This window comes from Mesorhizobium sp. M4B.F.Ca.ET.058.02.1.1 (assembly GCF_003952505.1).
Lineage (GTDB): Bacteria > Pseudomonadota > Alphaproteobacteria > Rhizobiales > Rhizobiaceae > Mesorhizobium.
Genome location: NZ_CP034450.1, coordinates 6,046,037 through 6,065,085, shown reverse-complemented (window position 1 = coordinate 6,065,085; position 19,049 = coordinate 6,046,037). Strand labels below are relative to the sequence as shown.

Below are 19,049 nucleotides of genomic sequence, written 5' to 3'. Positions count from 1 at the left end.
ACGGCCACAAGATCGCCAATCTCGCCGACCTCCAAATCGCCGACTATCTCGACAAGGACGATTTCCTCGCACGCCTGGAGAATGGCGGGCTCGGCCGCGTCGAGGCCGTCTTCCACCAGGGCGCCTGCTCGACCACCACCGAGTGGAACGGCAAGTACATGATGGACGTCAACTACGCCTATTCGAAGCGGCTGCTGCATGCCTGCCTGGCCTTGCGCGTGCCCTTCCTCTACGCCTCCTCGGCATCGGTCTATGGCGGCGGCAGCGAGTTCCGCGAGGAACAGCAGTTCGAGCGGCCGCTCAACGTCTATGCCTATTCCAAGAAACTGTTCGACGACTATGTCCGCCGCACCGTCTTCGACACCGATCATTCGCAGGTGGCCGGGCTTCGCTATTTCAACGTCTACGGACCGCGCGAGGCGCACAAGGGCGCCATGGCCTCGGTCGCCTTCCATCTGTTCAACCAGGTCGAGCGCGGCGAAAACCCGAAGCTGTTCGGCGCCTATGACGGGTTCGGACCCGGCGAGCAAAGCCGCGACTTCATTCATGTCGGCGACGTCGCCGACGTCAATCTCTGGCTGTGGAAGCGCGGCTCGAGCGGCATCTTCAACTGCGGCACCGGCCGCGCCCAGCCATTCCGCGCCGTCGCCGAGACCGTCATCGATACGCTCGGCAGGGGCAGGCTCGAATTCATCGACTTCCCCGACCACCTCAAGGGCAGCTACCAGAGTTTTACCCAAGCTGATATGTCCCGCTTGCGCGCGGCCGGTTACAATGGCCAATTCCGGACTGTCGAAACCGGTGTCAGAGACTATGTCGAATGGCTGAAAGCCCAGCGATCCTCGTGATCGGCCCACGTTGGGTGGGCGACATGGTCATGGCGCAGTGCCTGTTCTCGGCGCTGAAGGAGCAGTATCCGAACGCCGCGATCGACGTGCTGGCGCCGGCCTGGGCGGCACCGCTCGTCAAGCGCATGCCGGAGATACGCCAGCAGATCGATTTCCCGATGAAGCCCGGCGCGCTCGAATTCCGCATCCGCAGGCGGTTCGGCCGCCTGCTGCGCGGCCGTTACGACATGGCCTATATTCTGCCGGGAAGCTGGAAGTCGGCGCTGATCCCGTTCTTTGCCCGCATTCCGCGCCGCGTCGGCAACCTCAGGGAAATGCGCTACGGCCTGCTCACCGACATCGTGCCGCTGCCCGACGCGGTGAAGCGGCGCACGGCGCGCGCCTATTTCGGCCTTGCCCGCGGCGGCACCTTCCAGGCCCCGAAGCTCACCATCGATGCCGTCAGCCAGGCTGCCCTGCTCGACCGCTCGGGCCTAAGCGCGAAGAACTTTGTGGCGCTGATGCCCGGCGCCGAATTCGGCCCAGCGAAACGCTGGCCGAGCGAAAGCTACGCCGACCTGGCGCGCGCGATGATGGCAAGAGGCCTCAAGGTCGCGCTGCTCGGATCCAGGAACGACGCCGAGGTGACGGCCGAGATCGCCGCGCTCGCGCCAGGCGCCGTCGACCTAGCCGGCAAGACGCGGCTGGAGGACGCCATCGACCTCATCGCCGCGGCACGGCTGGCGGTGTCGAACGACAGCGGGCTGATGCATGTCGCCGCCGCCGTCCGCACGCCGATCGTCGCCGTCTACGGCTCGACCTCCCCTGAGAACACGCCGCCGCTCTCCGAGCACGCCGAGCTGGTGTGGCTCGGCCTGTCCTGCTCGCCCTGCCACCAGAAGACCTGTCCGCTCGGCCATCTCAACTGCCTGAAGACGCTCGACGTCGCGCGGGTCGCGGCGGCAGTGGACCGGCTGCTGGCAATGCCGGCCGCCGCATGAAGGTCCTGATCGTCAAGACATCCTCGATGGGTGATGTCATCCATACCTTCCCGGCTGTCGAGGATGCGCGCCGCCACCGCCCGGACGTCTCCTTCGACTGGTGCGTGGAGGAAGCCTTTGCCGGCATCGTCGCCCTGCACCCGGCGATCGGCATCATCCACACGGTGGCAATCCGGCGCTGGCGCAAGCGGCTTTTCAACAGCGACACTTGGCATGAGGCGGCAAAACTGCGCTGTGCCCTGCGCGCCGCGAGCTACGACCTCGTCATCGATGCGCAAGGGCTGCTGAAGTCCGCTGTGGTGGCGAAGCAGGCGGCAGCGCCGGTCGCCGGCTTCGACCGGGCAAGCGCGCGCGAACCGTCGGCGACGCTGTTCTACGACCACCGCTACGCAGTGCCGCGCGACCTGCACGCCATCGAGCGGACGCGGCGGCTGTTCGGTCTGGCGCTCGGCTACCAGCCGGATCTCTCCGGGCTCCAGTCCGGCATCGTGCCGCCGGCGGATGGTCTGGCCGGCACCAGCGGCAAGACCGCTTTCCTGCTGCACGGCACCAGCCGCGAGGACAAGAAATGGCCGGTCAAGGACTGGATCGAGATCGCCGGGTTATTGCTTGAGAAGGGAATGACGCCTGTCGTCACCTGGTCGAACGGGCCTGAAAAGGCCGTGGCCGAGGCGATCACCAAGGCAGTGCCGCAGGCGGCGCTGGTGCCCAAATCGCCGCTGGCGGTAATCGCCGCGGCCATCGGCCGTTCGGCGCTGGTCGTCGGCGCCGACACCGGCCTCACCCATCTCGCCAGCGCCTTCGGCCTGCCGACAGTCGCCGTCTTCCTGGCCACCGAACCCGGCCTCACCGGCCCGCGCGGGCCGTTTTCATCGACCTTGCTGGCGAAACCCGGAAACCCGATAAGTCCGGCCGAGGTGATCGGGGAAGCCGAGCGGTTGCTTAGGCTCAGATCAGAGGCGGTTTAGGGCTTTTCAGAATTCGCTCTGGTGAGTCGAATAGCGTGGTTTTCGAGAACCGGCGCGGAGCGTACTTAAAGTACGTGGGCACCGGAAGCACAGAAAACCGCGCTAGTCGGCCACCAGAGTGGAATTATCAAAAGCCCCTCAGATGAATTGCACCTGGACGATCTCATACCCCCGCGCGCCGCCGGGCGCGTTGACCTCGATGGCGTCGCCGACTTCCTTGCCGATGAGGGCGCGCGCGATCGGCGAGGAGATCGAGATGCGGCCTGACTTCACGTCCGCTTCCTGGTCGCCGACGATCTGGTAGGTCTTCTTCTCCTCGGTGTCCTCGTCGACCAGCACCACGGTGGCGCCGAACTTGACCTTGTCGCCGCTGAGCTTGGTGACGTCGATCACCTCGGCCCGCGCGATCAGGTCCTCGAGCTCGTTGACGCGGCCTTCATTGTGGCTCTGCGCCTCTTTGGCCGCGTGGTATTCGGCGTTTTCGGAAAGGTCGCCATGCGAACGCGCCTCGGAGATCGCCTCGATGATGCGCGGCCGCTCTTCCTGCTGGCGCCAGCGCAGTTCTTCCTTCAATGACGCGAACCCCTCGCCTGTCATCGGGACCTTGTTCATATGCCTGACCTTTCCTGCCGCCACCCCCGCTTTTCGGGGATGGCCCTTGTCGATGGGTACAAAAAGAAAACGGTCCGGCAGCCTTGGGCTAACGGAACCGTTTCACCGCAATTTGCCTGAATATAGCAATGTTTGCGCGTTTTTCACGCCAAAAAATCCGGTCTTGAAAAATCATCCGCTGCTTTCGCAAGGGCGATCGCCGCGAAAGCAATCATTTGCCGGCGCGGCAACAAAAGGCCGGCCGTGATCGCTCGCGGCCGGCCGGAAAGGTGTCGAGGTCGAATCAGCTTCTCAGGAAATGGTCGATCTGCTCGGCCAGCATGCCGTATTCGCGCGAGCCCTTGCCGGTGCGCTTCTCGATTTCGCTGAGCTGTTCGCGGGCGCCGGCAAGGTCGCCGATCTGGAGATGCGCTTCGCCGAGATATTCGCGTACCAGCGTATAGTCTGGATTGATGCGCAAGGCTTCCTCGTAATAACCGAGGCCGACGGTGATGCGGCCGGAATGGCGATGCGAATAGCCGAGATAGTTGAGGATGCGCGGATCCTGCTTGTTGGCCGCAAGGCTGAGCACGGCGATCGCCTCGTCATAGCGTCCGGCCATCGCCAGGTCGTGGCCCGCTTCGTAGATATTGTCGTCGTCCAGCATGCCGTACTTAGGCGTCACGCATTTCTGCTTCTTCTTGTCCCAGACCTCGCCCTTCTTGCACTTCGGAGTCTGGTCGCCGCCACCACCGCCTTCGCCGGCCGTGAAGGCAGGCGCTACAAAGAGCGGCAGAGCCGCGATGGCCATGACTTGAATCAGCAAACGTCTGCGCATGGAAGCCTCCTGGAGCGTGACAATGCGATACTAACGCCGACCGTCAGCGGTTTCATCCCGGAAAAACGAGGGGCGTTGAAAACCTGCGCCTCAGCCCCGACCTCCAGCATTTTGCCCGGAAACGACCGAACCCCACGTGACGCGCGCTACAAATCGGCTATCATCCTGGCAAACGGCCAACGGAGGATGCGGAGAAGGCCAGTGCAGCAGCGCCTCGAACGGGAATGGGAGCTTTCGATCGGTCCCGACACCGTGCGCCTGTTCATTCTCAAGGCGAAGGCGCTGAGCGCGGCCGTCAATGAGGATTATGCCGACGGCGCCGAGCACGAGATCGAGTTCGACGGCGACACGCATGACAGCCACCATCATGACGGTCTCGTCGAGGAAAGCTCGGAAAACCTCACCGAGGAAGAACTGCGCGAACTGATCGACGACCTCAATGTCGACGAGGCGGCCGAACTCATCGCGCTGGCCTGGGTCGGCCGCGGCGACTACGACGCCTCGGAGTGGGCGGACGCGCTGGCCGCCGCGCGCGAGCGCGCCAACAAGCGCACGGCCAAATACCTGCTCGGCATGCCGCTGCTCGCCGACTGGCTGGAGGAAGGGCTGGAAGCGATCGGCGCGTAACGCGTTGGTAACCGATTGTGATCGCGACGCCGCCCCTCCAGGGCAACTTTGCCGTGCCGGCGCCGTTTCCGGCCGATGGCAACGCTGAGCTTTTCCGGATTTTGCAGACTGACGCTGCCCTTGCTGGCGGCAACCTTGCTAGCGACGCCGGCCGACGCCAGGCATCGTCACAGGCAGCCGCTGACACCGCGTATGGAGCAGCCGTTGACGCAGCGGGCCGATCAGCCACTACGGCCGAGGGCCAAGCACCGCCAGAGATCGCGGGGCAAGCGGCATATCGCACCAAAGCAGACGCAATGGCAAAGGCAGGACCAGCCGACCTCGCCCGCCGATGTTCCGGTGCCAGAGCCGCGTCCAGCGGAAGCGCCAAAGGCCGACGCGACAACGACGGAAGAGCAGAAGGCTGCAGGTCCAAAGCCCGCTGGCGCAGCCGACCGGCTCAATCAAGAAAAGTCTCGTCAGGGAAAGCAGGCACGTCCCGAGCCTTCGGGGCCGGAGCCGTCACCCGATATCGAAAGCGAGCCTGAGCCGCCGACCGTGGTGCCGATTCCGACACAAAGACCCGACACCGCGGAGCCGGTGGCCGAACCGCCCGCTGTCGCACCGAAGCCACCTGAAAAACCGGCTGATGCCGACAACAACAAAATGCTGCCCGATCCGCGATCGGCCGATCGTCCTGCCGACAAGATGCCTCAGGACGAAGTGGCCTGCCGCGAGCGGCTGAAGGCGCTCGGCGTCGAATTCGAGGAGCATAAGGCGGAAAGCAATCCGGAAATCGGTTGTTCGATCCCCTACCCTATCATTTTGAAAACGCTCGGCAAATCTGTCGGCATCGGCTCCGGCACCGAACTCAATTGCCAGATGGCCGAGGCTGCCGCCCGCTTCACCGTCGATGTGATCCAGCCGGCGGCGAAAGCCGAATTCGGCGTAGATCTCAAATCGATTACCCAGGCCTCGGCGTTTGTCTGCCGCCCGCGTAACGGAACGAGAAAGCTGTCGGAGCATGCCTTCGGCAATGCGCTCGACATCGCCTCCTTCACGCTGTCCGACGGACGAAAGGTCGAGATCGGCCCAGTGCCGCCCGAAAAGGATGCAAAATTCCTGAACAGTGTGCGCAAGGCCGCCTGCGGGCCGTTCAAGACCGTGCTCGGTCCCGGCGCCGATGCCGACCATGCACTGCATTTCCACTTCGACCTCGAGCAGCGCCGCCATGGCGGAACGTTCTGCCAGTGAGTGGATGCGAAGAACAGGCGCCGCAATTCGGCCCCAGGCGTGAATGCGGGCGCTGATCTTTCCTTTACTCTTGCCGACTAGACTTGTGCCATCCGGGGACAGGATACCTTTCGATGGCCGGAAGACTTGGCGCCATGCCTGCCATGGCGCGACAGAACAATCGTGCGCGCTCCGTTGCCGCCAGGCAGGTGATGCTGCTTGCCATCGCGGCCGTATCGGCCTGCAACACCGGCGATGTGTTTGCGCTGCAGCCGGCCGTCGACGTCGGCAGCCAGACCGCCGCCGTGCCCGAGACGCCCCAATATTCCGCGCCCCAATATTCCGCGCCCCAGTATTCCGCGCCCCAATATACCGGCATGCAGCGCCTCGTCCCCTCCAACCCCTATATGACCGCCGCCTATCCGCGCATGGACGAGCCGATGTCGCCGGCCGAGCAGATGCCGCAGAGCGAAGTCGATTGCCGCAACGAATTGCGGCGCCTCGGCGTCGTATACACCGACGTGCAGCCGATCCATGAGGGCCAGTGCGGCATCGACTATCCGGTCAGGGTCTCGGCCATCGGCAGCGTCGGGATGAAGCCCTCCGCCACGCTGACCTGCAACATGGCCGCCACCTTCGCCACCTGGACCAGGAACGAGCTCGTGCCGGCCGCCCGCTGGCGGTATTTTTCGGGCGTGAAGACCATCCACCAGGGATCCAGCTATTCCTGCCGCAACATCGCGGGCGAAGGTGTCTTGTCGGAACATGGCAAGGGCAACGCGCTCGACGTGATGAGCATTGAGCTCAACAACGGCGATGACATCGACGTGCGCAAGCCCGGCCTGTTCGCCTTCCGCACCCGCGGCTTCCTCAACAATGTCCGCGCCGACGGCTGCCAGTATTTCACCACGGTGCTCGGCCCTGGCTATAATTACGACCACCGCAACCATTTCCATTTCGACATAAAGAACCGCAGGAGCGGCTATCGCGCCTGCCGCTGACCACCTGCGGTTCCCTTTGCCCAACCGATGCAACGGCGCATAAAATGATGCATGCGTTTGGGAGTGGCCTCTCGTGAGTAAGCGAAGCCTTCGGCGGCGCGCGGCGATCTGGCTGGCGGCACTTTGCGCCGGATATCTCGGGTTGGCCTACGTCGCCGCGCCGGAATTCTGGACCTGGCGCGAGCGCGGCTACCGCACGCAGCATTTCGAGATGGTGACGCATACGCCGCAAGGCATTCCGGGCGACCCGATCAATGTCGGCCTTGTCGGCACCGAAAAGGAGGTCGTCCACGCCTTTGCGGTCGCCGGCTGGGACACGGCCGACGCCATCACGCTGAGAACCGCCATCGACATCGGCGAAAGCGTGCTGTTTTCCCGGCCCTATCCCGATGCGCCGATGAGCAGGCTGCTGTTCGAAGGCCGCGCCCAGGATCTCGCCTTCGAAAGGCCGGTCGGCGACAGTGCCGACCAGCGCCACCATGTCCGCTTCTGGCAGACCAACACGGTTGGCGATGACGGACGCCCGCTCTGGCTGGGTGCGGCGAGCTTCGACCGCGGCGTCGGCCTCAGCCACGACACCGGGGCGATAACCCATCACATCGGCCCCGACATCGATGCCGAGCGCGACTTCCTGATCGGCGATCTCACCAATGCCGGCATGCTGGCCTCGACCAGCGAAATCGCCGGAATCGGTGCGACGAAAACGGGCCGCAACGGCGGCGGCGATCCGTATTTCACCGACGGCAAGGCAGTGATCGGGGTATTGAAACCGCTGCCGTGACGGAACCGGTGGAGGTCAGGTCGTGGTGATGACGACCTTGCCGAACGGGCCTTTTTCCAGACAATCGAAGGCCTGCGGCACCTCGTTGAAGCCGAAGACTTTGTCGATGACGGGCTTGATGCCGAGCGCCTCGACCGCCTGGTTCATGCGCTCGAAGCTGCGGCGATGGCCGATAGAAATGCCTTGCACGGTGAGGCGATTGCGCAAGAAGGGCAGGATTGGAAAGTTCAGCTCCATGCTGCCGAGCAGGCCGATCACCGTCAAGCGGCCGTCGGCGGCAAGCGCATTGATCGAACGCCGCGCGTTGTCGCCGCCGATCATTTCCAGCACGTGCTTGACACCGGCGCCATTGGTCTGCTCGCGCGCAACCTCGTCCCATGCCGGCTGGCTGCGATGGTTGATCACCTGCCAGGCTCCGAGTTTGCTCGCCCTGGCGAGCTTGTCGTCGCTGCTTGACGTAACGATGGCGCGCAGGCCGAAGGCAGCGGCGAACTGCAGTGCAAACAGCGACACCCCGCCAGTGCCCTGGATGAGCACGGTTTCGCCCGCCACCGGCTTTGTCGCCTCGGCCAGCGCGAACCATGCCGTCAGCGCCGCGATCGGCAGCGTCGCAGCCTCGGCGTCGCTCAGCGACGGCGGCGCCAGCACCGCGGCATCCTCGCCGAGGATCACGTATTCGGACAGCGTGCCCGGCAGCGAGGAACCCAGCGTGTGCTTGTGCAGCACCGGCGGCGCATCGCCATCCGGCCAGTCGGCGAGCACCTGGCCGAGCACGCGCTGTCCGACCTGAAAGCGGAGGACATCGCTGCCCACGGCCACCACTTCGCCAACGGCGTCGGACGTCGGCACGAAGGGAAAGCCCAGGTCGGGGATCAGCACGCCGTCCACGATCATCCGGTCCTTGTAGTTCAGCGACACCGCCTTGGTGCGCACCAAAAGATCGCGCGGGCCGGGTTCGGGTATCCTGCCGTCCACCAGTTGCAGCTTTGACAGGCCGAACCCGCTCATCTGCCAGGATCTGTTGATGTTGATGCTCATCTCGGTCCGCCTCCGCGTTTTGATCGGGATGCGGAATAATTAAGCGATCAAACTATGGAAAATAGTGCCTCTATGCGGTATATTTGGATACTGATTGAAGATAAAATTCTACAATAGGAGAGCGCCGTGGAGGCGGCCAGCCTGCAAGGCATCCTCGCTTTCGTGCATGCGGTCGAGGCTGGCAGCTTTACCGGCGCCGGCGAGCGCCTGAACGTTACGAAATCGGCAGTCGGCAAGTCGATCGCGCAACTGGAGCGGCGGCTGGCGGTCCGCTTGCTCAATCGCACGACCCGAAGCCTCAGCCCGACCAGCGAAGGCCTTAGCTACTACGAGGCCTGCGTCAGGGCGCTTGCCGAGATCGACGCCGCGCAATCGTTGCTCGCTTCGCGCCGGCAGGTGCCGTCAGGCAAGCTGCGCGTCGACGTGCCGCTCGCCTTTGGGCGCAGATGCGTCGCGCCCGTCCTGTTCGGCATCGCCAGTCGCCACCCGGATCTGACGATGGAAATCTCGTTCAGCGATCGGCGTGTCGACCTGATCGAGGAGGGCATTGACCTCGCCATCCGCATGGGCGATCTCGACGACAGCCTGTCGCTGGCGGCAAGGCGCATCTACACGCAGCGCTCGGCTATCTGCGCGGCTCCGGCCTATCTCGAGCAGCATGGCCGGCCGCAGTCGATCGAGGACCTCGCCGGCCACAGCATCATCGCCTATGGCCGCAACGGCATCGTCCATCCTTGGATGGTGAGGCATGCCGATGGCCATATCGGCAAATTCCGGCCGCAGGCGCGGCTGATCCTCGGCCACGGCGAACCGATGCTGGATGCCGCCCTCGCCGGCTGCGGCATCACTTTCCTGCCGACATGGCTGACCGCCGACAGCCTCAGCAGCGGCGAGCTCGAAACTGTCCTGTCGGATTGTCTCATAGAAAACATCGTCGTCCATGCGATCTGGCCGGTGACGCGCAATCTCGCGCCCAAGGTGCGTGTCGTCGTCGATGCGCTGGTCGAGCACTTCTCATCGCCGCCCTGGGACCACCCCTGGAGCAGTGACCTCGAAAAATAGCGGCCCCGCTATTTTCGAATGCACTGCGGCAATGCTATTGACCCTTCATGCTTTATCTTGAAATCGCCATCGTGACCGTCCTCATATGCGTGAACGGTCTTCTGGCAATGTCCGAACTTGCCATCGTTTCGTCACGCCCTGCCCGCCTCAAGGCAATGATCGACCGCAACGTTAAGGGCGCTGGCCGCGCGCTGGCGCTCGGCTCCAACCCCGGCAAGTTCCTGTCATCGGTGCAGATCGGCATCACCCTGGTCGGCGTTCTCTCCGGTGCCTTTTCCGGCGCCACGCTGGGCGAGCGGCTGGCGGCATTGCTGGCATCGAACGGCGTGCGCGAAACCATTGCCGATCCGCTTGGCGTCGGCATCGTCGTCGCGATCATCACCTACGCTTCGCTGATCGTCGGCGAGCTCGTGCCGAAGCAGATCGCGCTGCGCGATCCCGAGCGGGTTGCCGTCCGGGCGGCGCCCGCGATGACCGTCCTCGCCACCGTCTCGGCGCCGCTCGTCTTCCTGCTCGACATTTCCGGTCGCGCCGTCCTCTGGCTGCTCGGCCAGCGCGGCGAGAGCGAAGAGAAGGTCACCGACGAGGAGATCAAGATGCTGGTCGCCGAAGCCGAGCATCACGGCACCATCGAATCAGACGAGCGCCGCATGATCGCCGGCGTCATGCGGCTCGGCGACCGCGCCGTGCGCGCTGTGATGACGCCGCGCACCGAGGTCGACTGGATCAACCTGCAGTCAGACGAGGCGGCCATCAAGAGGCTGCTGATCGAGACCCAGCATTCGCGCCTGCCCGCGGGGGACGGCAATGTCGACGCCATGGTCGGCGTCGTCCAGACACGCGACGTGCTGGCCGCGATCCTCGGCGGCAAGGTGCTGGAGCCACGCCAGCATGTGCGCGCCGCGCCCATCGTGCACGACCAGGCCGATGCGCTGGACGTGCTGCAGAAGCTGAAGGAATCGGACGTGCCGATGGCGCTGGTCCATGACGAATACGGCCATTTCGAAGGCATCGTCACGCCGGCCGACATTCTGGAAGCGATAACCGGCGTCTTCCGCTCGGACCTCGATGCCGGCGAGGAGGAAAACGCCGTCAAGCGCGAAGACGGCTCGTGGCTGCTCGCCGGCTACATGCAGGCCGACGAGATGGCCGAGGTGCTCGGCATCGACCTGCCCGAAAACCGCGACTACGAGACCGTCGCCGGCTACGTGCTGTCGCATCTGCATCACCTGCCGGCGACCGGCGAATGCGTCGATGCGCAGGGCTGGCGCTTCGAGGTCGTAGACCTCGACGGCCGCCGCATCGACAAGCTGATCGCAACGCGCCTGCCGGACAGTCACCGGCAGATCGCGCGCTGACATTAGGCGGCGCTAAGCCCCCTATGGCGCGAGACCTTCTCGCGGTTGCCGCAGGTGCGCATGCTGCACCAGCGGCGTTTGCCGCCGCGCGACGTATCGAGGAAAAGCCAGCCGCAGCGAGGACAGGAATGCAGCCTGTCCCGCGGCAAGCTGAAGAAGGCTTCGACCGACAGCAAAGCAAGGAACGCGGTGACGGCATCCGGGTCCCGCCACTGGCTTGGCTGCGGTCTGGTGTCGTGCAAGTCGACCGACCCGGTGGCTAGCGGGCTCGCCGCGCATGAGAACAGGACGCTGAGCGCCTCGGTCGCGGACGGTTTGCCCGCGGCGATCGGCTCAAAAATCTGAAAAGACGCTTCACGGACTTCGCGAACCCGTTCCACGAAGCGCCCATCTTCGATCTCGGAAACGGCCTGCGCCTGGTGATGGTCGGCAAGCCCTGAAGCCATGAACCAGTTGGCAACATCCTGGGTCGACTTGAACAGTTCATTGTCGGGCGCCGGCACGCGCCGGTCGAACACGGCGTTCGACAGGTCCAGGGCGGAATGCCCGCCTATGAAGTGCTCCGGCACCCATTCGGTGTGTGTCTGCGCCATGGAACATAACCCTATTAACCGCATTATGCAGTTACGATGTAACCGTAATCATACAGATATGTGGTTTCAAAGCCAGAGCGTCGCCAGCAGCACGGGGCCATGGGAGACAGACGATGCGAACCGATCCTTACAAGACACGGCACGAAACCATCCGTGCCGACGGCCTCGACATTTTCTATCGTCATGCCGGCGACCCGGACCGTCCGGCAATCCTGCTGCTGCACGGATATCCGACTTCCTCACATGTCTATCGCAACATCATCGAGCCACTGGCCGAGACAGCCTATGTGGTGGCACCGGATATGCCCGGTTTCGGCTTCTCGTCCGCCCCTTCCACCGACGCCTATGACTACACGTTCGAGAACCTCGCCAACACGATCGAGGCATTCATTGAGGCCCTTGGTCTCGAGCGGTTCTTTCTCTATATCACCGACTTCGGCGCGCCCGTCGGTTACCATCTCGCGACACGACGGCCGGATCGTATCCTCGGCCTGATCGTCCAGGACGGCAATGCCCATGAGGAGGGGCTGGGACCGGCTTGGGACGCACCCAAGGTGTTCTTCGCCGAACCGACGGACGACAACCGCGCCAAGCTGCCGGACTGGATGAATTTCGAGGGCACCCGCAACCAGTATATCGGCGGTCTTCCAGAACGTCTGAAGGTCTTGTTTCCGCCCGAGAGTTGGCATCTCGACACCGAGCGCCTGGAGAGGCCCGGAAACACTGACATTCAGTTCGAACTCTTCACAGATTATGGCTCACACATCGCGCGCTTCCCCGCCATCCAGGCCTACTTGCGCAACCACCGGCCAGCTTGCCTTGTGCTGTGGGGCCGCCATGATGCCTTCTTCGCGGTGGATGAGGTCATGGCCTACAATCGCGACCTCCACGCCATCGAAATCCATGTCTTTGAAAGCGGCCACATGCTGCTTGAGACGCACCATCGCCAATGCGCGGCGCACATCGCTCACTTCATGCACGAGGTGGAGACCGGGGTCTTTCGCGATTCCGAAAAGCGCTGACCGCGACGGTCAAACGGCTGCCTCGATCGGCTCGGCAAGTTTCGGGTTTGCCCGCGCGGCGATCAGGCAGCCGGCGACGATCAGGCATGCTCCCGCGAGCGTCGTCCAGGTGACCGCCTCGTCGAAGAAGAACCAGCCAAACGCGATCGCCCAGATGAAGGCCGAATATTCCGTTGGAATGAGATATTGCGCTTCGGCGCGGGCGTAGGACCAGCTCATCAGGAATTGGCCGGCAAGCGACAGCGCTGTCACTCCGGCCAAGGGAAGCCAAAGATTGGCTGGCAGGGCGACGGCGAGCCACGGCGCGGCGAGGCCGAGGATGATTGCAACGGCCAAGCTCTGGAAGAACATGATCTCGACTGGTTTGGCCACCAGCGCCTGTTGCCGGGCGAGGATCAGGTTGTAGCCGTAGAACACCGTCGATACGAGCACCGCCGCCGTGCCCAGCAGGGCGTCTTGCGAATAGCTTGCCTGCCCGAACTGGCGCGACACGATGATCGCCACGCCAACGATGCCGGCGATCGATGCCCAGATTGCCTCCCGCCGGACTCGCTCGCCCAGCAACAACGCGGCGAGGAAGAGAGCGATCAACGGCGCAACGAAGCTGAGCCCGACGGCCTCCGCGAGTGGCAGCCTGCCAAGCCCCCAGAAGAATGATATCAGGACGATGCCGACAACCATGGCCCGCAGGGCATGTAGCCTCAGCACCGCAATGGTTGGCAGCGAGCACGATCCCGCTGACCAAGCTGCGCCCGCGACTGCAGTCGCGAGCAAGCCGCGCCACAGCACCGTATTGTAGACGCCCACGGCGATAACCAGCGTCTTCATCGCCGCATCCATCCCGGAAAGCAGGAAGATGGCGAGCGCGCATACGAGCACCGGAATCATCGGGGAAACGACGCCTGTCAGGCTGGATGTCTTCACGGCTTCACTCATCTGGCTGCGGATATCTCAGGGCAATCGGCGGGACCAGATGGCAGCGCCGTCGATATGGCGGTCCAATCGGCGCGGTTGATGCGCCTCTCGCTATCGGCCCTCGCCTGCCTCACTATGATTGATCGGCCAAAAAGTTGGGAAGCGCCGCGAAGGCCTCTATATCGGTAGCCATGGATGCATCGAGCGACCACAAGCTGAACGAGGAACTTCTCTCCAGCATCCAGCGCCTGTCCTTCGATTACTTTCTCAAGGAGGCCAACCCGGCAAATGGCCTGATCGCCGACCGCAACACGCCGGCGTCGCCCGCCAGCATCGCCGCCGTCGGGCTCGCCTTGTCGGCCTATCCCGTCGGCGTCGAGCGTGGGTTCATGACCCGCGACGCTGCCGTTGAACGGACGATCGCCACGCTTCGCTTCTTCTGGAACGCGCCGCACGGGCCAGAACCCGACGCCACCGGCTACAAGGGCTTCTACTATCATTTCCTTGACATGAAGACAGGCCGCCGCGTCTGGAAGTGCGAGCTGTCCACGGTCGACACGGCACTTCTGCTTGCCGGCGTGCTGGCAGCCGGCGCCTATTTTGACGCCGACGACGAATCCGAACTGGAAATCCGCCGGCTTGCCGATGCGCTCTATCGCCGCGCCGACTGGCGCTGGGCGCAGGATGGCGGCGCTACCGTCAGCCATGGCTGGCGGCCCGAGAAGGGCTTCCTGCGCTACCGCTGGCAAGGCTATGACGAGGCGGTGATCCTCTATGTGCTGGGCCTCGCCTCGCCGACCCATCCGCTGCCGCCCGAGTCCTATGCGGCCTGGCTTTCCACTTACAAGTGGAAGAAGATCTATGGCCGGGAACTGGTCTATGCCGGGCCGCTCTTCGTCCACCAGTTCTCACATGTCTGGATCGATTTCCGCGGCATCCGCGATGCCTTCATGCACAGGCACGGCACCGACTATTTCGAGAACAGCCGCCAGGCGACCTACCTGCAGCGCGACTACGCCATCCGCAATCCGAAGGGCTTCGTCGGCTATGACGAGAATTGCTGGGGCGTCACCGCCAGTGATGGCCCGGGCCTGAAAAAGCTCCCTCTGACGATCGGCGGCCGACGCTTCTTCGGCTATCTGGCGCGCGGCGCGCCTTTCGGTCCGGATGACGGCACCTTGTCGCCCTGGGCGGCGATTACCTCATTGCCGTTTGCGCCCGAGATCGTGCTGCCGGTGCTCCGCCATTTCCGCGAGATCGACCTGCACGAGGGCAACCCTTACGGCTTCACCGCCAGCTTCAATCCGACAATCGCCGCTGCCGACGGCCGCGCCTGCGGCTGGGTATCGCCGGACCATGTCGGCATCAACCAGGGGCCGATCGCGCTGATGATCGAGAACTACCGGTCGGACTTCCTGTGGCGGCTCATGCGCCGCGTACCGGCCATCGCCACGGGCCTGCGACGAGCCGGATTTTCGGGTGGCTGGCTGTGACCAGCAGCGATGACCAGGCGGGTTCCAGAATCGACCACGACAATCACGCCACCAGCACGATCTTACCTGTCGAGCGGCGCTCCTTGATAAGGCGGTGAGCCGCACCGGCCTGGTCGAGTGGGAAGCGGCCACCGGACGTGACACCCAACAGGCCGCCGGCAGCCAAATCGAAAAGCTGGCGCAAGCCACGGCAAACTCCGATCGCTATGGCATCGGCCGTGCATTGCCACTATCTGCGCTGTCTCGACTACACACTCATTTGTCCGCTGCTCACCAGGAAGTGACCATGGCCGGCCCGATCAAGAGAACTGCCGATGCTGCCGGCGGAGCGTGCCTTGAAAGTAATCTCGAGCCGCTGGAAGACGGTCATCCTCTACCACCTGTTCGATGGTCCCCGGAGACTCTCGTCGCTGAAGGCACTGGTGCCTTCGATCACCCAGAAGGTGCTGATCCAGCAGTTGCGCGAAATGGAGGAGCACGGCCTTGTTCGCCGCGAGGGTCTTCGCCTAGATCCCGTCGCGCGTCGAATACTTCGCGACGCCCCTTGGGCTCAGCCCCGAGCCCATCCTTCTGGCGCTGTGCGAATGGGGGCAGCACCATGCCGACGAGCTCGACGAGCACGACCGGGTGGCGGACTGCGTCATGAGGCCGAGGCAGTCCGCGCAGGCGGCAAATTGAAAAGGGCGGCGCAAGCGCCGCCCCATATCCCTTGGGAGGATTGTCTCGGATTGACGGCTCAGGCCGCCTTGGCTTCCTCGGCGATCGCGTCGGCCGCGCGGGCCGCCTTGAGCACCTTGGCCCACCAGGCGACGTCGTTGACGAGCGCCGCGGCGGCCTGGTTCAGATGCTCGAGATCCTCGAGCTTCTTCTCGCCCTGGCGAACCGCCAGGAAATCGCCCCAGGCGATATGGACCGCCGACTTGACCGGCGCCATCTGCAGCTCGACGGCGTAGAGGCGGAGCTGTTCGACGGCGCGCGAGCCGCCGACGCTGCCATAGCCGACGAAACCGGCCGGCTTCTTGTTCCACTCGTTGGCGGCGTAGTCGATGGCGTTCTTCAGCACACCCGTCGGGCCGTGATTGTACTCGGCGGCGGTGAAGATGAAGCCGTCGAAAGAGGCGACCTTCTTCTGCCAGCGCTGCGCCACCTCGTTCTGCGACGGCGCCCAGGCGGAGGAAGCGACCTCGTCGAAGAACGGCAGCGGGAAGTCGCGCAGGTCGACGACTTCGACGTCGATGTCTGCATGCGCCTTGGCGATCTTGGCGATCCACTCGGTCGGCACGTCGGCGAAGCGTGCGGCGCGCGTCGAACCGACGATAATGGCGATTTTGGGCTTGGACATTTTGGGAGGCTCTCCTTGCGGGAAATTGTGGTATCGTTTGGATACCGGCGCTATATGAGATACCGCAAAAGCGAAGTGCAAGGAGGCACGTTTTTGTTACTGAGGCACCCGCATATCACCGAAGACTGTCGCGCCGTGTCGGAAATCCTGCAGCGCGTCGGCGACAAATGGACCGTTCTGGTGGTCGGCAAGCTCGGCGACGGACCGCTGCGCTTCAATGAACTGCGCGCCGCCGTCGGCGGCATTTCGCAGAAGATGCTGACCACCACATTGCGCGGTCTGGAGCGCGATGGCTTCGTCATCCGCACCGTCTTCCCGACCATCCCGCCGCGCGTCGACTACGAGCTGACAGAGCTTGGCCACGAGCTGTTGGTCCCCGTCAGCGCGCTCGGCGCATGGGCGCGCAGGAACACCGCCAGGGTCAGGGCCGCGCGCGAGAAATTCGACGGTCTGCACGGCTGAAAGCCTGTTGCCGCAAGGATTTTTGGCGCAAGCCCGCGAAGGATGAACCTTCGTGCCGACCCGTTTTCTGGCCGGCCGCTGTGGCGTGTCCGTCCCGTTTTCAGCTTCCGGTGGATCGTCTCGCAGTCAGCCCGGCGGGCCGTCTGCTCGCGGCAATCGTCCGCGGTTTCTGGCCGGCGTCGCAACTGATCGCCAGGCATTTTTCGCTTGCGCCCGGCGGCTTGCCGATGACGCAATTTTGCGAAGCGCAAGAGAGCCTGGCATCGGCTTGCTTGATCTCGGTATAGGCGGTTGCGGCGAGCAGGCCGAACAGGCCCAGGACGGCTCCCGCAAGAACACCGTTCAGCGTTCGTTGACGCATTGTCTTCCCCCAAGCCCCGGCGGACTTGGTCACGGAAATTTGCGCATGACTGTGAAGGAGCTCACGCAGCCCGCCGGCAGGGCCCTCGCCTGCCGGAGCCGGGTTAGCCTTCGGCCGGAACCGCCTTCGGCTTGCCCTCGCCGTCCAGCGCCACCATGACGAAATCGGCATGGGTGACCTTCTCCATCAGGTCGGACAGATAGCGCTGCGCCCAGGCCTCGACCTTGAGCGCCATCGAGGTGCGGCCGACGCGCTCGACATGGGTGTAGATGCAGAGCGTGTCGCCGATCTTCATCGGCTTGGCGAAGGACATCTCCTTGACCGCCGCCGTCACCACGCGGCCCTTGGCGCGCTCGGCGGCGCGGATGCCGCAGGCAAGGTCCATCTGCGCCATCACCCAGCCGCCGAAGATATCGCCAGCCGCGTTGGCGTCGGACGGCATGGCCAGCGTCCGCAGTGTCAGGTCGCCGATCGGCCGTCCGTCCGCGTAGTGCACCATACCGCAAATCCCCTGAGATCGATGACATGATCCCGTAGCGTCACGGCGCCGGCAGGTCAACGCGCCGCCGATGCTGTCGCAAGGAGCGGCTGGCTTGACCCTAAAAGTAGCGCTCGAGGTTCGCGCGGATGCGATCGAGCACGGTAGCCCCGGAAACGTCGGGGACGAATTCCTTGCCGGTGATCGCCTCATAGGCCTGCGCATAGACCTGCGAAGCCTGTGCGACGATCTCGTCCGGTATCGTCGGGATCGGATCCCTGTAAGGATCGCAGCGCGCCGCGACCCATGACCGGATGAAATCCTTGTCGAAACTCTCCGGCCGCCCACCGCTCGCGAAGGCATCTTCGTAGCTCGCCGCAATCCAGTACCGGCTGCTGTCCGGCGTATGGATTTCGTCGGCCAGGATTATGGCCCCGCTCTTGTCGGTGCCGAATTCATATTTCGTATCGGCCAGGATCAGGCCGCGTTCGGCGGCTCGCGCCTGGCCGCGGGCGAACAGCCGCAAGGCGTAGTCCGACACCGTATCCCACTGTGCTGGCGTAAGAAGTCCCTGTTCGAGGATCTCGGCCTTCGACAGCGGCTCGTCATGGCCGCCATCCGCGGCCTTGCTCGTCGGGGTGATCACCGGCTCGGCCAATCTCTCATTGTCGCGCAAGCCGTCCGGCAGGTTCATTCCATACATGGTCCGCTCGCCCTTCCGGTACCTGGTCAGGATCGAGGTGCTGGTGGTTCCCGCCAGATAGCCGCGCACGACGATCTCGACCGGCAGGATATCGAGCCTTGTGCCGACGACGACGTTCGGGTCGGGGTATTCGAGAACATGGTTCGGGCAGATGTCGGCCGTTTCCTCGAACCAGTAGCGGGCGGTCTGGGTGAGGATCTCGCCCTTGAACGGGATCGAGGCCAGGATGATGTCGAAGGCGCTGAGGCGATCGGTGGCGATGATGATGCGCCTGCCGTCCGGCAGGTCGTAGTTTTCGCGGACCTTGCCCTTGTAGTAACCGGGCAGTTCCGGGATGAAGGCATCGGAGAGGGTACGCATATGGATCTCCTGCCTC

At 64.1% G+C, this 19,049-nt stretch carries 22 protein-coding genes and 2 pseudogenes; 13 read left to right on the top strand and 11 right to left on the bottom strand.

What is annotated here, in order from left to right:
- Nucleotides 1-5 precede the first annotated feature (5 nt).
- From rfaD to waaC, 3 genes and pseudogenes are all read left to right on the top strand, one after another.
- A pseudogene (gene rfaD, locus EJ073_RS29595) lies at nt 6-848 on the top strand (ADP-glyceromanno-heptose 6-epimerase); the annotation flags it as partial.
- Entirely contained in the window at nt 821-1,828 is a 1,008-nt protein-coding gene (gene waaF, locus EJ073_RS29590; RefSeq protein ID WP_126058737.1) for a lipopolysaccharide heptosyltransferase II, read from the top strand. The pseudogene rfaD and the gene waaF, both read left to right, overlap by 28 nt.
- Nucleotides 1,825-2,796, top strand: a complete 972-nt coding sequence (gene waaC / locus EJ073_RS29585; RefSeq protein ID WP_126058736.1) for a lipopolysaccharide heptosyltransferase I — start codon at nt 1,825-1,827, stop codon at nt 2,794-2,796. The genes waaF and waaC overlap by 4 nt, the downstream gene beginning before the upstream one ends.
- A gap of 138 nt (nt 2,797-2,934) precedes the next feature.
- Here the strand turns inward: waaC and greA are convergent, their stop codons facing one another.
- Both greA and EJ073_RS29575 read right to left on the bottom strand, forming a co-directional pair.
- Entirely contained in the window at nt 2,935-3,408 is a 474-nt protein-coding gene (gene greA / locus EJ073_RS29580) for a transcription elongation factor GreA (RefSeq protein ID WP_126058735.1), read from the bottom strand.
- Between the two features lie 283 nt (nt 3,409-3,691).
- Nucleotides 3,692-4,225 (bottom strand): tetratricopeptide repeat protein, encoded by a 534-nt coding sequence (locus tag EJ073_RS29575; protein WP_126058734.1) that lies wholly within the window; start codon nt 4,223-4,225, stop codon nt 3,692-3,694.
- 201 nt (nt 4,226-4,426) lie between these two features.
- Between EJ073_RS29575 and EJ073_RS29570 the strand changes: the two genes are divergently transcribed.
- The 4 genes from EJ073_RS29570 to EJ073_RS29555 all read left to right on the top strand — a co-directional run bounded on the left by EJ073_RS29570 (nt 4,427) and on the right by EJ073_RS29555 (nt 7,846).
- The gene (locus tag EJ073_RS29570; protein WP_126058733.1) at nt 4,427-4,852 is read left to right on the top strand and encodes a DUF3775 domain-containing protein; all 426 of its coding nucleotides are present in this window, start codon (nt 4,427-4,429) and stop codon (nt 4,850-4,852) included.
- A gap of 192 nt (nt 4,853-5,044) precedes the next feature.
- Nucleotides 5,045-6,085 (top strand): extensin family protein, encoded by a 1,041-nt coding sequence (locus tag EJ073_RS29565; RefSeq protein ID WP_126059387.1) that lies wholly within the window; start codon nt 5,045-5,047, stop codon nt 6,083-6,085.
- A 113-nt stretch (nt 6,086-6,198) separates the two neighbouring features.
- The gene (locus tag EJ073_RS29560) at nt 6,199-7,065 is read left to right on the top strand and encodes an extensin family protein (RefSeq protein WP_126058732.1); all 867 of its coding nucleotides are present in this window, start codon (nt 6,199-6,201) and stop codon (nt 7,063-7,065) included.
- 73 nt (nt 7,066-7,138) lie between these two features.
- Entirely contained in the window at nt 7,139-7,846 is a 708-nt protein-coding gene (locus EJ073_RS29555) for an LssY C-terminal domain-containing protein (protein WP_126058731.1), read from the top strand.
- 15 nt (nt 7,847-7,861) lie between these two features.
- Here the strand turns inward: EJ073_RS29555 and EJ073_RS29550 are convergent, their stop codons facing one another.
- Nucleotides 7,862-8,884 carry an NAD(P)-dependent alcohol dehydrogenase gene (locus tag EJ073_RS29550; protein WP_126058730.1) on the bottom strand — a complete coding sequence of 341 codons (1,023 nt, stop codon included), beginning with the start codon at nt 8,882-8,884 and terminating at the stop codon, nt 7,862-7,864.
- Nucleotides 8,885-9,010: 126 nt separating this feature from the next.
- On the opposite strand from EJ073_RS29550, the gene EJ073_RS29545 reads away from it, so the two are divergent.
- Both EJ073_RS29545 and EJ073_RS29540 read left to right on the top strand, forming a co-directional pair.
- A complete protein-coding gene (locus EJ073_RS29545; protein ID WP_126058729.1) occupies nt 9,011-9,946 on the top strand; it encodes a LysR family transcriptional regulator in 936 nt (311 codons plus the stop codon).
- A gap of 47 nt (nt 9,947-9,993) precedes the next feature.
- Nucleotides 9,994-11,304, top strand: coding sequence for a hemolysin family protein (locus EJ073_RS29540; protein WP_126058728.1), 1,311 nt, complete (start codon nt 9,994-9,996; stop codon nt 11,302-11,304).
- A gap of 2 nt (nt 11,305-11,306) precedes the next feature.
- Here the strand turns inward: EJ073_RS29540 and EJ073_RS29535 are convergent, their stop codons facing one another.
- Nucleotides 11,307-11,873: a CGNR zinc finger domain-containing protein gene (locus EJ073_RS29535; protein ID WP_245455416.1), complete on the bottom strand. Its 567-nt coding sequence runs from the start codon at nt 11,871-11,873 to the stop codon at nt 11,307-11,309.
- A 137-nt stretch (nt 11,874-12,010) separates the two neighbouring features.
- On the opposite strand from EJ073_RS29535, the gene EJ073_RS29530 reads away from it, so the two are divergent.
- Complete coding sequence (locus tag EJ073_RS29530; RefSeq protein ID WP_126058727.1) at nt 12,011-12,919, top strand: alpha/beta hydrolase; 909 nt, start codon at nt 12,011-12,013, stop codon at nt 12,917-12,919.
- A gap of 9 nt (nt 12,920-12,928) precedes the next feature.
- Here the strand turns inward: EJ073_RS29530 and EJ073_RS29525 are convergent, their stop codons facing one another.
- Nucleotides 12,929-13,855, bottom strand: coding sequence for a DMT family transporter (locus tag EJ073_RS29525; protein ID WP_126058726.1), 927 nt, complete (start codon nt 13,853-13,855; stop codon nt 12,929-12,931).
- A gap of 170 nt (nt 13,856-14,025) precedes the next feature.
- Here EJ073_RS29525 and EJ073_RS29520 point away from each other — a divergent pair, with 170 nt between their 5' ends.
- Complete coding sequence (locus EJ073_RS29520) at nt 14,026-15,327, top strand: glucoamylase family protein (RefSeq protein WP_126058725.1); 1,302 nt, start codon at nt 14,026-14,028, stop codon at nt 15,325-15,327.
- 43 nt (nt 15,328-15,370) lie between these two features.
- Here EJ073_RS29520 and EJ073_RS29515 read toward each other — a convergent pair whose 3' ends face one another.
- Together EJ073_RS29515 and EJ073_RS33015 are read right to left on the bottom strand one after the other, a co-directional pair.
- The gene (locus tag EJ073_RS29515; RefSeq protein ID WP_245455415.1) at nt 15,371-15,511 is read right to left on the bottom strand and encodes a zinc-binding dehydrogenase; all 141 of its coding nucleotides are present in this window, start codon (nt 15,509-15,511) and stop codon (nt 15,371-15,373) included.
- A gap of 63 nt (nt 15,512-15,574) precedes the next feature.
- Nucleotides 15,575-15,697 (bottom strand): hypothetical protein, encoded by a 123-nt coding sequence (locus EJ073_RS33015; protein ID WP_348627278.1) that lies wholly within the window; start codon nt 15,695-15,697, stop codon nt 15,575-15,577.
- Here EJ073_RS33015 and EJ073_RS29510 point away from each other — a divergent pair.
- Nucleotides 15,642-16,005, top strand: a pseudogene (locus EJ073_RS29510) (helix-turn-helix domain-containing protein). The gene EJ073_RS33015 and the pseudogene EJ073_RS29510 overlap by 56 nt on opposite strands.
- A gap of 58 nt (nt 16,006-16,063) precedes the next feature.
- On the opposite strand, the gene EJ073_RS29505 reads toward EJ073_RS29510, so the two are convergent.
- Nucleotides 16,064-16,669, bottom strand: coding sequence for an NADPH-dependent FMN reductase (locus EJ073_RS29505; protein ID WP_126058723.1), 606 nt, complete (start codon nt 16,667-16,669; stop codon nt 16,064-16,066).
- Nucleotides 16,670-16,762: 93 nt separating this feature from the next.
- Here EJ073_RS29505 and EJ073_RS29500 point away from each other — a divergent pair, with 93 nt between their 5' ends.
- A complete protein-coding gene (locus EJ073_RS29500) occupies nt 16,763-17,131 on the top strand; it encodes a helix-turn-helix domain-containing protein (RefSeq protein ID WP_187331432.1) in 369 nt (122 codons plus the stop codon).
- Nucleotides 17,132-17,231: 100 nt separating this feature from the next.
- Here EJ073_RS29500 and EJ073_RS29495 read toward each other — a convergent pair whose 3' ends face one another.
- The 3 genes from EJ073_RS29495 to EJ073_RS29485 form a co-directional block, all read right to left on the bottom strand.
- Nucleotides 17,232-17,525 carry a hypothetical protein gene (locus EJ073_RS29495; RefSeq protein WP_126058721.1) on the bottom strand — a complete coding sequence of 98 codons (294 nt, stop codon included), beginning with the start codon at nt 17,523-17,525 and terminating at the stop codon, nt 17,232-17,234.
- Nucleotides 17,526-17,595: 70 nt separating this feature from the next.
- Nucleotides 17,596-17,991: an acyl-CoA thioesterase gene (locus EJ073_RS29490; RefSeq protein ID WP_126058720.1), complete on the bottom strand. Its 396-nt coding sequence runs from the start codon at nt 17,989-17,991 to the stop codon at nt 17,596-17,598.
- A 100-nt stretch (nt 17,992-18,091) separates the two neighbouring features.
- Nucleotides 18,092-19,033 carry a phosphoribosylaminoimidazolesuccinocarboxamide synthase gene (locus EJ073_RS29485; RefSeq protein WP_126058719.1) on the bottom strand — a complete coding sequence of 314 codons (942 nt, stop codon included), beginning with the start codon at nt 19,031-19,033 and terminating at the stop codon, nt 18,092-18,094.
- Between the last annotated feature and the right edge of the window lie 16 nt (nt 19,034-19,049).

Excerpts from the sequence above, each read along its gene's own strand:
- EJ073_RS29490 (WP_126058720.1), bottom strand. The coding sequence starts at position 17,991 with ATGGTGCACTACGCGGACGGACGGCCGATCGGCGACCTGACACTGCGG.
- EJ073_RS29520 (WP_126058725.1), top strand. The coding sequence starts at position 14,026 with ATGGATGCATCGAGCGACCACAAGCTGAACGAGGAACTTCTCTCCAGC.
- greA (WP_126058735.1), bottom strand. The coding sequence starts at position 3,408 with ATGAACAAGGTCCCGATGACAGGCGAGGGGTTCGCGTCATTGAAGGAA.
- EJ073_RS29530 (WP_126058727.1), top strand. The coding sequence starts at position 12,011 with ATGCGAACCGATCCTTACAAGACACGGCACGAAACCATCCGTGCCGAC.
- waaC (WP_126058736.1), top strand. The coding sequence starts at position 1,825 with ATGAAGGTCCTGATCGTCAAGACATCCTCGATGGGTGATGTCATCCAT.
- EJ073_RS33015 (WP_348627278.1), bottom strand. The coding sequence starts at position 15,697 with ATGACCGTCTTCCAGCGGCTCGAGATTACTTTCAAGGCACGCTCCGCC.
- EJ073_RS29505 (WP_126058723.1), bottom strand. The coding sequence starts at position 16,669 with ATGTCCAAGCCCAAAATCGCCATTATCGTCGGTTCGACGCGCGCCGCA.
- EJ073_RS29540 (WP_126058728.1), top strand. The coding sequence starts at position 9,994 with ATGCTTTATCTTGAAATCGCCATCGTGACCGTCCTCATATGCGTGAAC.
- waaF (WP_126058737.1), top strand. The coding sequence starts at position 821 with ATGGCTGAAAGCCCAGCGATCCTCGTGATCGGCCCACGTTGGGTGGGC.
- EJ073_RS29565 (WP_126059387.1), top strand. The coding sequence starts at position 5,045 with ATGGAGCAGCCGTTGACGCAGCGGGCCGATCAGCCACTACGGCCGAGG.
- EJ073_RS29485 (WP_126058719.1), bottom strand. The coding sequence starts at position 19,033 with ATGCGTACCCTCTCCGATGCCTTCATCCCGGAACTGCCCGGTTACTAC.
- EJ073_RS29525 (WP_126058726.1), bottom strand. The coding sequence starts at position 13,855 with ATGAGTGAAGCCGTGAAGACATCCAGCCTGACAGGCGTCGTTTCCCCG.
- EJ073_RS29550 (WP_126058730.1), bottom strand. The coding sequence starts at position 8,884 with ATGAGCATCAACATCAACAGATCCTGGCAGATGAGCGGGTTCGGCCTG.
- EJ073_RS29575 (WP_126058734.1), bottom strand. The coding sequence starts at position 4,225 with ATGCGCAGACGTTTGCTGATTCAAGTCATGGCCATCGCGGCTCTGCCG.
- EJ073_RS29560 (WP_126058732.1), top strand. The coding sequence starts at position 6,199 with ATGGCCGGAAGACTTGGCGCCATGCCTGCCATGGCGCGACAGAACAAT.